Source organism: Runella sp. CRIBMP (assembly GCF_009905605.1).
Classification (GTDB): Bacteria; Bacteroidota; Bacteroidia; order Cytophagales; family Spirosomataceae; genus Runella.
In genome coordinates, this window is sequence record NZ_JAAAKZ010000029.1 from 1 (window position 1) to 14,704 (window position 14,704).

General features: G+C 43.3%; 10 protein-coding genes. 5 read left to right on the plus strand and 5 right to left on the minus strand.

The annotated features are described in order from the left end of the window. Together GVN20_RS28560 and GVN20_RS28565 are read right to left on the minus strand one after the other, a co-directional pair. A partial coding sequence (locus tag GVN20_RS28560) for a SprB repeat-containing protein (RefSeq protein WP_166561614.1) occupies window positions 1-830 on the minus strand: 830 nt, incomplete at its 3' end. A 427-nt stretch (window positions 831-1,257) separates the two neighbouring features. Then, complete coding sequence (locus GVN20_RS28565) at window positions 1,258-1,734, minus strand: DUF456 domain-containing protein (protein ID WP_166561615.1); 477 nt, start codon at window positions 1,732-1,734, stop codon at window positions 1,258-1,260. Between the two features lie 287 nt (window positions 1,735-2,021). On the opposite strand from GVN20_RS28565, the gene GVN20_RS28570 reads away from it, so the two are divergent. Continuing rightward, a complete protein-coding gene (locus GVN20_RS28570) occupies window positions 2,022-3,233 on the plus strand; it encodes a saccharopine dehydrogenase family protein (RefSeq protein ID WP_114460529.1) in 1,212 nt (403 codons plus the stop codon). 91 nt (window positions 3,234-3,324) lie between these two features. Here GVN20_RS28570 and GVN20_RS28575 read toward each other — a convergent pair whose 3' ends face one another. Further along, window positions 3,325-4,281 carry a hypothetical protein gene (locus GVN20_RS28575; protein ID WP_166561616.1) on the minus strand — a complete coding sequence of 319 codons (957 nt, stop codon included), beginning with the start codon at window positions 4,279-4,281 and terminating at the stop codon, window positions 3,325-3,327. 554 nt (window positions 4,282-4,835) lie between these two features. On the opposite strand from GVN20_RS28575, the gene GVN20_RS28580 reads away from it, so the two are divergent. Both GVN20_RS28580 and GVN20_RS28585 read left to right on the plus strand, forming a co-directional pair. Next, on the plus strand, window positions 4,836-5,618 hold the full coding sequence (locus tag GVN20_RS28580; RefSeq protein ID WP_166561617.1) for a LuxR C-terminal-related transcriptional regulator: 783 nt from the start codon (window positions 4,836-4,838) through the stop codon (window positions 5,616-5,618). Between the two features lie 205 nt (window positions 5,619-5,823). Then, window positions 5,824-7,923 carry an asparagine synthase-related protein gene (locus tag GVN20_RS28585; RefSeq protein WP_166561618.1) on the plus strand — a complete coding sequence of 700 codons (2,100 nt, stop codon included), beginning with the start codon at window positions 5,824-5,826 and terminating at the stop codon, window positions 7,921-7,923. Between the two features lie 235 nt (window positions 7,924-8,158). Here GVN20_RS28585 and GVN20_RS28590 read toward each other — a convergent pair whose 3' ends face one another. After that, window positions 8,159-9,922: an ABC transporter ATP-binding protein gene (locus GVN20_RS28590; protein WP_166561619.1), complete on the minus strand. Its 1,764-nt coding sequence runs from the start codon at window positions 9,920-9,922 to the stop codon at window positions 8,159-8,161. 326 nt (window positions 9,923-10,248) lie between these two features. Here GVN20_RS28590 and GVN20_RS28595 point away from each other — a divergent pair, with 326 nt between their 5' ends. After that, window positions 10,249-13,437: a C25 family cysteine peptidase gene (locus GVN20_RS28595; protein ID WP_166561620.1), complete on the plus strand. Its 3,189-nt coding sequence runs from the start codon at window positions 10,249-10,251 to the stop codon at window positions 13,435-13,437. An 11-nt stretch (window positions 13,438-13,448) separates the two neighbouring features. Here GVN20_RS28595 and GVN20_RS28600 read toward each other — a convergent pair whose 3' ends face one another. Beyond that, complete coding sequence (locus GVN20_RS28600) at window positions 13,449-14,126, minus strand: hypothetical protein (RefSeq protein ID WP_166561621.1); 678 nt, start codon at window positions 14,124-14,126, stop codon at window positions 13,449-13,451. A 285-nt stretch (window positions 14,127-14,411) separates the two neighbouring features. Here GVN20_RS28600 and GVN20_RS28605 point away from each other — a divergent pair, with 285 nt between their 5' ends. Continuing rightward, a complete protein-coding gene (locus GVN20_RS28605; RefSeq protein ID WP_166561622.1) occupies window positions 14,412-14,693 on the plus strand; it encodes a PqqD family protein in 282 nt (93 codons plus the stop codon). Window positions 14,694-14,704: the final 11 nt, after the last annotated feature.

Here is a 14,704-nt window from a genome sequence, read left to right on the forward strand (position 1 = left end):
GCAATGGTGGCTACCGAGCAGTTGTCGGTGCTCCCGTTGTTTACATCAGCGGCGGCGATGGTGACAGTTCCCGCGGCGTTGAGCTGCACGGTGATGTTTTTAGCGATGGCCGTGGGGTTGATTACATCAACTGCGGTACCCACTGTGACAAGTAAAGAGCTTGATTCTGCACCTTGGCTATCTTTTACTTTAACATGATAATCACCTGCGGTTAATCCATTGAATACATTATTTGAGTTTGTGGTATAGGTTGTTCCATTGTTTATGCTATACTCATACGGGCCTGTACCGCCAGAAGCTGAAACTGTAATTGAGCCATTGTTTCCACCCAAACAACTAACATTGGTTATTTGGGTGGTAAAGGTAACAGGAGAAGTAACGGTGACGGGAATACAGGTAGTTGCGATAACGTTTGTTCCGTTCATTGCCTGTATTACAATTATCCTTGAGCCAGTAGAGCCTGTGTAAGTAACGTTGGTGTTGATAGTAGCTGTTGTATTTGTTAGCGAAGCGGTAAGCGTAGATAAAATATCGGGTACAAGTGTATTGCTGCAAGTAGCTGATGATAAAGCATGTCCAATTCTAAATGCTGTGATTGCATTAGAACCATTGCCAGCTCTGTAAGTAAAGTTGAGTGCTACTGGGATTCCAGCTGTGAAACTGCTAGGAGTAGCTGAAGGAGCGGGATAACCGGTAGGGTTAGAACTCGGACTTTGGAAAGCGTTATTCTGCGCCAGCGAAACACCCGAGATGCCCGTACAGAACAGCAGTAATAACAAAGTAAATCGAATGATAGGTATTCGATTTAGAAAAAATAAAAGTTTTTGCATAAGATGTAAGCAGTTGAGACAAAGTAAAGATTTGATATGTTTGACTGTCTTTAAGGTATATATATACGCGACAGGCATTTTTGCAAAGTAATAATATATATAGTGCATGTTCAATAGTCATTTTAACTATTCGTAGTAGAGTTTTATTAAAAAAACACCTTTAAATGTGCCAAAAACACAAAATTCGATGGATGTGTTTATATGTAAGTCTAAGTATTAAGTAGTCTTTTATCGGGCTAAAAAATGTGTGTTTTCTCCAAAAAATAAGCATTTAAAAAATATCCATAAATGACATCCTAAATGTGAGTCAAAAGCTTTCTAAGCTATCAACGGAGATTGCTGTGTACTAGCAGATGATTACTGCACGGAGGAGTCGAAATGCAGATTCTTGTGGTAGGTAAAAGAAGAAGGCTGAAAAAAGAAAATATTAGGCCAAAAATGCCGCCACGGCATAGCCAATCATGACCAAACACAGGACCACTTTCATGAATATACCCGTGACAAACCCCAGAAAAGAGCCGAGTGCAGCTTTGAGGGCTTTATTGAATTCCATTCCTGCCATGAGTTCGCCGATGAGAGCCCCCAAAAAAGCGCCTAAAAATATGCCTAACGCGGGAATTACAAAGAACCCAAGTAAAAGACCAAGGGTGGAGCCCCAAGCGCCGTAGCTAGTACCGCCAAATTTTTTAACTCCCCAAATGGGAACGTAGTAATCCAATACCGTAACCGCTAAAGTGATGAAACCGAGGCTATAAAGTGTAATTTGCCCAAAGTCAGCGTAACTGCTAAAGTGTAGGCACAAAAGCCCGACAAAACTCAACGGTGGGCCAGGCAACGGTAGCACCGCTCCCGCCAAGCCCACCAATAATCCCGCACAGCCTAAAACAAGCAGTAAAATATCCATAGCGCCAAGGTATCCGATTGAAATTAAAAGAGAATCGACCGACTTTTGAAAATCTAACGGTTAAATAACACAAAAAAGGGTCATGAATCGTATCTTTGCCCACTAATTTTTGGGTAAAAGAGTTTTTGCGGAATTAGGCAATCATAAATTTCACTCATAAGTAAGAAAGATTGCCTGATTGATATGAGTTTTAAACTTAAGAAAAATTGCAATAGTTTGATTATAAGTGATTTGTGTTGATATTTTTACATTTTTCATTCTACATTTTAAATTTTACAGTTACTTAAATGTCAAAAGTCTTAATTATTGGAGCAGGGGGTGTGGGAGGCGTAGTGGCGCATAAGTGTGCCATGAACTCTCAGGTATTTACCGACATCCTGTTGGCGAGCCGCACAAAGTCAAAATGTGATAAAATTGCCCAAGATATTCAGGAAATGCACGGGGTAACCATCAAAACGGCGTCGGTCGATGCCGATATTGTGGCGGAGTTGGTGGTGCTCATCAAGTCGTTTCAGCCCAAATTGGTGATCAACGTGGCATTGCCTTACCAAGATTTAACCATCATGGATGCCTGCCTCGAAACGGGCGTTCATTACATGGATACCGCCAATTATGAGCCCAAAGATGTCGCAAAATTTGAATATAGCTGGCAGTGGGCCTATCAGGAGCGTTTCAAAGAAGCGGGTTTGATGGCCTTGTTGGGTTGTGGCTTCGACCCGGGCGTTACGCAGGTATTTACGGCTTTTGCCAATAAACATCAGTTTGATGAGATGCATTATCTCGATATCATCGACTGCAATGCTGGCAACCACGGCAAAGCTTTTGCCACCAATTTTAACCCTGAAATCAACATTCGTGAAATCACCCAACCAGGTCGGTATTGGGAAAATGGCGCTTGGGTAGAAATTCCTGCCATGAGCATTCACAAAGCCATTGACTATCCGGGCATTGGGCCCAAGGAAAGCTACGTGCTCTACCACGAAGAATTGGAATCGTTGGTGAAAAACTTCCCAACCCTCAAACGCGCTCGTTTCTGGATGACTTTCGGTCAGGCGTACCTGACGCACTTGGAAGTGCTGCAAAATGTGGGTATGACAAGCATTGCGCCCATCAAATTTCAGGGCATGGATATCGTGCCGTTGGAGTTTTTGAAAGCCGTATTGCCGCCGCCTGAATCATTGGGTGAGAACTACACAGGACAGACTTCCATCGGTTGCCAAATCAAAGGAATCAAAGACGGACAGGATAAAACCTACTATGTATGGAACAACTGCGACCACGCCCAATGCTGGAAAGAGGTGCGGGCGCAGGCCGTTAGCTATACCACGGGTGTGCCGGCCATGATTGGAGCGATGCTGATGCTGACCAATGCCGAATGGATGAAAGCGGGTGTTTGGAATTGTGAAGAACTGAACCCCGATCCATTCATGGACCTGCTCAACCAACACGGCCTGCCGTGGAACGAGCAAATCAACCAGCCGCTTCCGCACGAGTATTAGACATTGATTGGTATTTATACTGCCCACAATTTAAAAAAGGGTTCACAGCAAGCTGTGAACCCTTTTTAGTGAATCGTTGCGGAGTTATTGATTAAGGATTACAGCCTCCGTTGATGGTTACTGTCTTTGTTACTGAGACTGGAACCGCCGCACTGGCAGCGTTTCCTTTTACAATACCTGTAAGCGTAATGCTGTGAGTTCCTACGCCGAGGGTTGTTACTACTTCATCCATTTTGGCGCGAATAGCATTTGATGGATCATTGTTGCCACTGAATGAATCAGTCGTCAAGATTGTGAATGCCCATTGTCCTTCGTAGGGGGTAAGCAGGGAGGTCACTCCGTTTGAGCCTGCATTAGTGGCATAATAGAAATTTTCTCCGTTTGTGATGGTATTGGCAGGAGCGGCAATTTCAACACCGTCTACAAAGATTTTTAGGTCTTGAACGCGATTGGTGAGACCGTCGTCGCTCAATAAACTGAAGGAAGCTTTGCTGGGGTGTTGGGTAGAGCTAAGCATCGAAAGCCCAGCAATATAGGCGTTGATGGGCACGGTAGGGTCTACACCTGGCTGAGTAACGGTAGAAGTCCAGGCAGTTTTAGGTTCGACAAGTGCACCATTAACGGTATAGGTCCATTCCCATTTCCATCCTCTTGTACCGTTAACGGTCTTTTTGTAAGTGTATCCAGCTAACTGTCCGCCATTGAAGAAGGTACACTTCTGTTGCTGTATTTCGCTGTTTTTGATAGGGTCAGGTGCGGGTTGAGCAGGAGTAGGTTGTGTAGCACCAGTACCAGTAGTAATGACGGGCCCTGTAACTGTACCATTGGTAAAGTAGGCCTCTGCCGCATCTTTATCAAAATGGTAGGTTACTTCTTCGGTAATTACATAATTGGCATCTACTTGAAAATCTACGATGATCCCCTGACCCGTTTGGGCACCAGCTTTGGCATTTGAATGGTTGTTTATATCTTCAGTAGGGGTCAGAGATTGTTCTTTACAGGCAATCATGGCCATGATAAAACCTGCGGCAATAAACGCTTTTTTCATAAATTTGATTGTAAAGGATGAGATTAAAAAGTGATTAAAATTTGTGCACTATTAATTGAAATAATGCTTTCCCTATATCTACAAATGTAGGATACTCACCCCTCCCAAACAATAGCTAATATGACTATTAAGTATGCCATTTGATAACTTATTTACCTTTAATGGCTAAATATAAGGCTCGTAATAATTTGTTTTTATTCTCTATATTTTGATTAATTTAAGTATTTTAAATAGTTATAATTATAATTTAACTTATAATTTTTATATTTAAGGGCCGATAGAAAAAGTTTGAAGGAGAATGATAAAAATATCCCTATTTGATAATTGATGTTTGTGTACTTAATTTGGAGCAATGGTAAAGTGGTTAAATGAAAAACTAGCTTAAGTACTATAATTGAGTATGTCTTTGAGTGCTATTTTTTGACAGTGTTAATCAGTCTTTTCATAGCAATTATGGGTAGATAGTAGAATCAAGAAATGCTCAGGTGGTTGGTGAATGAGTTGATTCTACTGATGTACAAAGAGAGTGCCTAAACCAACTAAAGTAACGTTAAATGTTGATTCCAACCGAACCCAAATCTGACGCGGTTCCCCTATTTTTTGAAGAATTACCTAAAGAGCAGACTCATCAAATCAACTACAAAGAGGTTGTTGAATCGCTGAATTATATTTATGATAGTCTGCTTGAGCCGTGGACTTTTGTGGTGGTTTTGGACCTCGAGCGGCTTGAAATTCTTTATGCAAACGAAAATTGTCTACAGCTGTTTGGTGAAAGTGGTAAGCCATTAACTTCTCAATACTTACCTTTTGCCTTTTTAAGGCCCGAAAGTCAGCCCTCATTTAAACGGGTCATTAGCCAATTTCAAAATATGGTTCAGGCGGTGTCTCCAAAACGGCGCAAATTTATAAAAACTCAATGGGTAGGAATGCGACTCAAGCCACTCAACGGAAAACCTTGGGTGTCTTTTGCCACCCTCATGCCGCTTTCAGCCCGTATCGACGGTACACCCAATGTAGTATTGATGATTAACCAGAACATTTCGCACTTATACAACGCTAATTTTGCTTGGTTGCGCCAGTCATGTACACGTGTTTCTCAGTGCAATGCGTATTTTCATTCTAGCACGGGAGAAGTTTTCAATCACGACATTCTTTCAAAAAGAGAGTTGGAGGTTCTGAAACTGATTGCAAAAGGGTATAACTCACAGCGTATCGCCACCGAACTGTCCATCAGTGTCAATACCGTCAGTAATCATCGAAAAAACATGATGGACCGCGTTGGGGTCAGCGATACCACCGCCCTTCTTCAACTTGCCCAATGGTGTGACCTTATTTAAGCGGCATACACTCGGCCTGCTTTGGAAAGCAGAAATAATAATCATCTGGAGATTTTATTCCTATCCGATTTTTGTGCGACTGTAATTTTTAATTTATGGGTATATAAAATTATTCCTTTGGTGTGAATAAAATACGTATTATTGTGAAATGAATGAGGTTTTTGTACTTAAATGGTACCTATTAGAGGGTATATAGTATTTTTCGATGAATGGTCTTTTGGGGATATTTAAATTTGACGGTTCAGACGTTCGACTTTCGGATGTGGAAATGATGAAACGCTCATTAAAGCATCTGGCAGTGGATGGCATGAATATGTACCTCGAAGGACCGGTGGGGATGGTTTCAATGTACCTACACATCTCGCCAGAATCGGTTTATGAGCGTCAGCCACTGGAAAGTGCACAGGGCAAAATCATCGTTGCTGATGCTCGTATAGATAACCGCGTTCAGTTGCTTGAAGAATTACAAATTCCCGAAGAAACTAGAGCCTTTTTTCCTGATAGTGAACTTATTTTAACGGCTTACGAACAATGGGGCGAAGGCTGTGCTGATCGCCTGATTGGTGATTTTGTATTTGTTATTTGGGATACTCAGCGAAGCCAGTTGTTCTGTGCTCGCGACCACATAGGAGTGAGGCCCCTGTATTATTATCATTTGCCTGGTAAAGTATTTGCGTTTGCCTCCGAAATTAAAGGACTTTTGGCGCTTGATTTTGTCCCGCAAGATCTGGATGAACTTAAAATTGCGGCTCATCTTTCAAAGTTGAGTGATTTCAGAAGGTACGTAGATGGTACATATTTCCAATCTATCAAGAGTGTTAAGCCTGCGCATTTTCTGACGGTTTCGGCGGAGCAATTTTCTCAGAAATTTTATTGGGATTTGCGTCTGGAGCGTTTTAGCCACTTAAAAACGGACGAAGACTTCATACAGGAGTTTCGAAAAACGTTTATTGAGTCCGTTAGGTGTCGCACCCGCACCGCATTTCCGATTGCGGCCCACCTCAGCGGCGGATTGGATTCCTCCTCGGTGAGTTGTGTGGCTAGGGATATTTTGCGAGCAGAAGGAAAGGAGTTGCATACCTTTCACATGGATGTAGAACTACCCGAATGTGATGAGAAGCCCTATGCCGAAGCGGTGTTGGCCGAAGGTGGGTTTCGGCATCATTATGTCAAAATAAGTGACTTTGATTTTTATGAAACCACTACCGAGGTAGCTTACATGACAGATGCCCCTAGTGCATTTGTGGTAACTCCCCCTGCGCAGGCGGGTTGGATGAAGGGCTTGCAGAAAGAAGGCTGTCGGGTATTGCTGACGGGCCACGAAGGCGATATTGTGGTGGATTATGGCATGGATGTATTATGGGAACCTCTCAAAAAAGGCCAATGGGAGGTTTTTGAAAAAAACTTTGATGACTACGCCCAGTACGCCGTTAAGTTCAATTTTTTAAAACGAATCAACGCTTGGTCGCCAGATAAAATCAAGACTTTTTACAAAGGAATTTTACTAGAATCAGAACTCCGAGATAGCATTGGCCAACGTAAATGGAGCAAAGTAAAAGGCATTTTGACCCGCCGTGGCAATTGGAGGTCTCTGCTGGAAGCGGGAAAATTCAGGTTGGAGGTTTGTTGGCCTGCCATTACCGCTCTTGGGCGTTTAAAAGCTGATTCTAATTACACCATTTTAGGGCCAGCTCTCCAAAAATACACCCTGACTCATCCCGAAGTGAGTCGCCAAATGAAGGGTGCTGAAAATAATGCGGGAATACCAGAACATCTGTTGCCGCATTTTCAGCAGATTTTTTCGGAGGGAATGACCAAGTTCTGTGACATTTTTGCCCATGTAGGCGCCCACCATGGCTTCAAAGTAGCGCATCCATTTCTAGATCGTCGGCTCATTGAGCTGTCATTGCTGTTGCCTAGTACGCTCAACTTCAATGAAGGCAAAAGAAGGGGTACGATTCGGGAAGCTATGAAGGGGATAATGCCCGAGTCGGTAAGGCTTCGGACGGTAAAAGTCAATTTTGAATCGCTAATTCATGTGACTCTCTTAACTGCAACTCCTTCATTTGAGGAGTATTATAAAAATGCGGTTGCGCAGTATCCGATTCTTCGTACTTGGATAAACGAGAAAGAATTTCTAAAACGTATAGAAATTTGCAAATCGAACGACTATCCCGAAGAATTTAAAAGTAAACTCATTTGGCATCTATTTAGAAGCATATATCTTATCAATTTTTATTCAACTTATAAAAAAAACCCTTATGAAAAAGAAGTATCGCGCACCGAAACTGAAAGTAGTTGGTAAAGTTGCCACCCTCACCCGCGCTATGGGTAGCGCCGGAGGAGATGCTCAAGCTTCGAAAAACGGAATGGGGGTATAATCGATAGAAATGACACGCTTTTAACGATAACTGTTTAAGCATACTCTACTCTACGATAAATACCTGCCTTGAACCAGGCAGTAAACTTAGGCCAGAGGGATATCCATTAAAATTTGGAATATTCTCTGGCCTATTCTTTTTGTGGCTTTCCTTTCTTGATTAAGAAATGACTTCCTTGTACTGCATTCGGTACAGATTGGCGTAGAACCCGCCCCGCTCTAGCAGTTCGTCGTGGGTTCCTTTTTCCTGAATTTCGCCTTTGTCGAGTACAATGATTTGACTCGCTTTCTGGATAGTGCTCAACCGGTGCGCAATCACGATAGCAGTACGGCCTTTCATCAGTTTTTCAATGGCATTCTGAATCAACTCTTCCGTTTCGGTATCGACCGATGATGTTGCTTCGTCCAACACAATGATTTTTGGGTCATGGACCAAGGCCCGAACAAAAGAGATTAATTGACGTTGCCCCACCGAAAGCGTAGCACCGCGCTCCATGACGTTGTAGTCATAACCATCTGGAAGCCGCTCTATGAACTCATGCGCTCCGACCAACTGCGCTGCCTCGATGATGCGCGCACGACTGATGGACGTATTGCCGAGCGTAATGTTGTTGTGAATGGTGTCCGAAAATAAAAATACATCTTGTAGCACAACGCCGATATTTTGGCGTAATGCGCCCAATTCGTAGCTGTGAATTTCGGTGCCATCAACCAAAATCTCACCTTTATTGATGTCATAAAAACGGCTCAGCAAATTAATGACCGACGATTTGCCTGCGCCAGTCGCCCCTACAAAAGCGATGGTTTCACCTTCTTTGACATCGAATGAAATATCCTTAAGGACGTATTCTTCTTCGTTATAAGCAAACCAAACGTTTTTGAAAGAGACTTCTCCGCGCAGTGTTTCGGGGGTATAAGTACCGTTGTTGACCGTGAAATCGTGGCTGTCGAGTAGCTTTAGGATACGGTCGGTGCTTACAATACCCATCTGGAGGGTATTGAAACGGTCGGCCAACATGCGTATTGGCCTGAAAAACAGGCCAATAAAGATGATGAAGGCGGTTACGGTTCCAAATGAGGCGTTGTAATGCATGATTTCGCGGGCTCCGTACCACACGACCAAACCCGTTGCGGCGGCGGCAATGACGTCGGCCACGGGATAATAGACCGAATAATACCAGATCGAACGTATGTTGGCGTCGCGGTGAATGGTATTGATTTTCTTGAATTTACGGTATTCGGTTTTCTCCGCGCTGAAAATCTGCACAATGTTCATCCCCGTAAGGTGCTCTTGCACAAACGAGTTGAGGTTGGAGACCGCCGTGCGCACTTCATTGAATGAATCCTTGATTTTTTCCTTAAAAATATACGTACTTATGAGCATGAAGGGCACGGTAGCAAGACTAATGAGCGACAGACGCCAATCGGTGTAAAACATCACCCCGATGATTAGAATTAACTGCAAAATATCACCCGCCACGGCGGCCATACCGTCGCTAAATACGTCGGAGAGGGTTTCAACGTCGGAGACCGTCCGCGTAACCAAGCGGCCAATGGGCGTATTGTCGAAGAATTTTAGACGCAGACTAAGAATTTTTTCGTACAACTGAACCCGAATATCACGGATGATATTTTGCCCCAACCAACCCGCCAAATAGGTATTGGCAAACTGAATCACTGCCTGCACCAACAAAATGCCAATCATAATCAAAAGCATGACCACAAGTCCATTGTAATCACCCGTTGCGATTTGATTATCAATGGTATAACGAATCAATAACGGGCTTAATGGCGCTAAGCATGCGCTCAGTAAAATGATGGCAATGAGGAAATAAAATTGTTTTTGGTAAGGCTTAATGAAGGTGTAAAGACGGCGAAGGGTGGGCCAGTCAAATATTTTTCCGCTTTTTTTTTCTTCGTTCATAATGGCCAATAAGGAGGTTTTGAAATTTGTTAACACCAAAAAAGAAAGGAAAGTTACAAAATACAGGACTTAGCGCCCAATATGCTGTTATTTTGGGTTTAGGGGACCTCGATGAGCAAAATTATAAAAATATGTGACCGAATGATGGACCTTTACCGTTTACACATTTCTACTTTCTTTCCTCTTTTATCTACTCCCCAAAATGAATACAATTATTAAATTGAGGCAGATTTAACGAGCGATTTTGGACGCTCCAAGGCACGAAGAAGTTGAAAATAAAACTACTGTTTTTATCTGTTTTTCTGACCGCAGTCATACAGCACTTGATGGCCCAAGTTCTCCCTTATGCCAATGACTGGATTCGTTATGAACAGCCCTACTTCAAAATTACGGTAAAGCAAGAAGGGGTATACCGAATCAGTGTTGACCAATTGCGCAAAGCGGGTTTTCCAGTTGCGTCCGCACCAGCAGAACAGTTGTCCTTATTTTATCGGGGAGAAGAAGTTGCGGTTCGGGTAGCGGGAGTCACTAATGGTAAATTAACGGAAAGTAGTTATGTAGAATTTTTCTCTCAAGCAAACACTGGAGTTCAGGACAGTCTAGTTTACCGACCTTACTCGGCCCGCCCGCCAACGACGGTGAGCCTTTACAGTGACGAAAACGCCTATTTCTTGACTATTGTTCCTAATCATAAAGGTAAACGAATAGAGGAAATTGGGTATCAGGCCAGTGCTGCCGCTCCCGAAGCCTTTCATTTAGAACGAGAGGTAAAACAGTACAAAGAGGAATGGTCGTTCAATAATAACAATGGCTTGGTACCTTTTTTACAGCAAAGCTATTACGAAAAAGGCGAAGGATGGACGGGCAAATTGATTCGGCGCGATTCGTTGGCGCAGGTGATGATTGCGCTCACCAATCGGGTGGCATCGTCTAGTCATCCCATTCAACTCACGGCCTTGCTGAACGGTCGCTATGAATCGTTTCATTTGCTCAATGTCTCGGTGGGACAACGCACAATTTCAACCCTTGATTTTTTTGGATTCAATCATCAATCCGTCAATGCCACGGTTGCTGAAAATGAGCTTAACGCTGGGGATATGTTTGCGCTCAGAATGAAATCGAATTTGAACAATCAGTACGAGTTCTACTCTCTCACGAAATACGAAGTCGTTTATCCTCAGCGATTTGAAATGACCGACCGTGCTTCAAAATATTTTTATCTGCTCCCTAATCCTGCCAACCAGTCAACAGTAGCCATTGCAGGGATACCCTCATCGGTTACCCCGATTTTCTATGATGTAACCCAATCCATGAACCCGCGAGTGCTTGAAAGTAGATGGTCTAACGGGCGTTGGCAGGCCGTTGGGCTGGGCACGGCACAATCCCGAACATTGTTTGTAACAACAGTTATTCAATCGGTTGAGTCTTTGAAAAAAGTAAACTTTACCCCTTACCCCACAGAGGTTGATTACGTTATCGTTACCCATAAAACCCTTGAAAACGCTGCCCAAGCCTATGCCGATTACCGCAAATCTGCCGAAGGAGGAGGTCATCAAGTACTGGTTGCCGATATAGAGCAACTCTACGATCAATTTAATTATGGTGAGCGCGGGCCATTGAGCATTCGGAACTTCCTCAATTATCAACTCCAGTCGGGCAAAAAAGCCCCTTACTTATTGCTCATCGGCAATGGGGTGAGTTTTCCTGACGTCCTCAAAACTGGGCAAGACCGTGATTTTGTTCCTACATTCGGCTATCCAGGTTCGGATGTGTTGCTATCGGCGGGATTGGGTGGTGTAGACCCAAATACGCCTGCGTTCAGAACGGGTCGTATAAGCGCTTCCACCCCTCAGCAGGTGTTGGCCTATTTGAATAAAGTAAAGGAATTTGAAAAAGCGCCGCCTGCCCTGAATACAAAAACAATTCTCCACCTGAGTGGCGGCAAATCAGCAGAAGAAATACAACAATTAAAAGGAATTTTGGCCGATTTGGAGCCATTTGTGAAAAAATCATCATTGGGCGGCAAGGTGGAAGTATATACAAAGCGCACTACCGAACCCGTAGAGAATCTTTCCATCGCCGAACAGGTCAACAAGGGGGTGGGAATGGTTACGTTTATGGGGCACGCGTCGCCTACCGTGCCCGACCTCAACATTGGCTATGCCTCCGACCCCACCACCCAATTGGCCAATAAAGGTCGGTACCCGTTTATGTATTTCAATGGCTGCGGGGTCGGGAATGTCTTTTATCGGTACGAAACCTTAGCGGCTGATTGGCTGCTGACGCCCGAAAAAGGCTCAATTGGCGTGCTTTCCAATTCTTTTTGGAGTTATCCTTCCATTTCGGCGCATTACCTGAAAGAACTTTATTCGGCCATGTTTGACCAAGAAGCAACCTTGGGGAGGCCCATCGGTGAAATTTTGCAGAAAGTGAGTAACACCATTGCCACCACCAAAGAGAACGAATTTGACATTGCCAATGTGCATCAACTCATTCTTTTGGGCGACCCAGCGGTGGTGTTATTTAAAATCAATAAACCTGATTATGCCGTTGAAACGAAGGGGATGTTTGTTCAAAGCCCCAAATCGTTTTCGCAGTCAGATTCGGTGCAGGTGGGCGTTATCATTACCAATGCAGGAAAAGTGGATGAACGGCTAAAAAGTTTTACCATCAAACTTAGCCTAACAGAAACCAACGGCACGGTTTCCTCCAGAATGTTTTCGGTAAAGGCTCCGACTCAAAAAGACACGCTGTTTTTGGGCATTAAAAAGAACGCTGGCTTTAGCAATATAAAAGTATTTCTGGATGCGACACAGCAGATTGAAGAATTGAACGAGCAAAACAACGAAGCACAATTGACGTTAAACTGGCCATTGGTAGAACCGCTCACGCGCTACCCTGCATACACCACAACTGACCGTGTTAATCCTGTCATGGAGGTGACCGTTGATGGTAAAGTGATTCAGAATGGGGCACTTGTGTCTTCAATGCCTGTTTTTAATGTTTTGCTTTTTGATGATAATCCGTTGGAATTAGACACCAATTTGGTTCAATTATACCTCAAAGCCTGCGACTCCTGTCCGTTCAAATTACTGACCAATGGGTTATTTGAGTTGAAAACACTTCGAAATCTAGCTGTTCAGTTCAGACCAGGTGTATTGGCGGCTGGGAAGTATGAATTATTGGTGCAGGCAAGGGATGTGAATGGAAATGGAGCGGGAATTCCGTACCGTGTTCAATTCCGCATTGAGGAGGTGCAAGAGCGACTGAACATCGTCGTAGCACCCAATCCCTCAAGGGGTTATGCTCGATTTATTTACGAGTTGAGCGGATCTGTGGTAGAGGGTGTTTTGACGATTTATTCCGAAGAAGGGAAAAAAGTCAAGGAGGTAAAATTCGATGCCCAACTGGGTGAAAACGAATTGTACTGGACCGACCCGCCTGCTTCTGGAACATACATATATCGTTGCAGAATTGGAGAAAAAATAGCAACGGGAAAGTTCATTATTGACTAACGCAGCGGGCGTTATTCTTTGCCGTATGCGTTGATTTTTAGGATTTTTTGGTGGCCAAATTCAACGATACCTTTCCCTAGGCAATCGGCGTTTTGACAGTATTGTAGGCTGGTACTTTCTTTATAAATCAACCCGACGTTTGGGGCGTAGCGTTCTGTGAAATTAACCAAATAAACCAAGCTTGAATCTTTTTGTTGGACAATCTCCAAATTGCTAGAAAACGTGAGTGAATTAATACTAAAGGGCAGATTGGAGAAGCGAGCTTCACTGGTTTGGGGCGGTAGGGTATTGTATTGGTTTGCGTTCCACGTAAGACCGTCGAAAAGCGGAAAAATCATTTTTAAGATGGGACGATTATTTTCGATTTTTACGGCGCGGTCGGGTAGGAGGTAGGCGGTCCACACTGAGTCTAGTGACCAGTTTTGGTCGGCAGTGTTTCTTCTAAAACGGTTGATTTGATATTGCCCCGTTGTCCCCTTAAGTTCGGAGCCGCAAACTTCTTTCAGAAAATAAGAGATTTTTACAAGGGGCTTGCTCAGCGCATAGGACGTTTCCTGCACTTCGTACTCTACAAATCGCCCAGTTTCCAAAGGGAAAAAGCGGTAATCAGATTCTTTGGGAATTGGCCCAGAAGAGGTACATCCTACCAACAGCGCCAATCCAATAAGTAACCAATAATTTTTTGTCACGATTTATAAGGCAGATAACCATTTACCCAAATATAGTATGCAGTTAAATACGCTTTACATTTTGATGAAAATCGTTCATAAACGGTCGTCATCATAAGAGTAGGTTTGTTGAAATAAATTATTTGAGGAGGAGTTTTAGCTGAAAATGGTAATTTTACGCTTATTAAGGGTGTACATTTTATTCATTGACACAAAAAATGAATTTGTCGATCTGAAGTTCAATTCATGGAATCGAGTGAATCGCTTAGATTTACAGTACACGAAAGCAATAAAACGTAAGTTGACATGAATATTGATTTATCGCAAACTTTTAAACTCACACACAATCAAGTATCATCGAGTCTTGATAATGAGACGATTATCCTAAATCACGATGCGGGGGTATATTATGAACTTGATGAAGTAGGCACGCTGATTTGGGAGCATTTGCAACAGAAACCCGCCACCGTTGAAGAGTTGAAAAAAGCGGTTTTAGCCGAATTTGAAATTGATGAAGTCACGTGTGAAAACGATATAAAAACGCTTTTGAAGGAATTAATGAGCGAAAAACTCGTGGAAATAGTTTAGGAATACTGGGA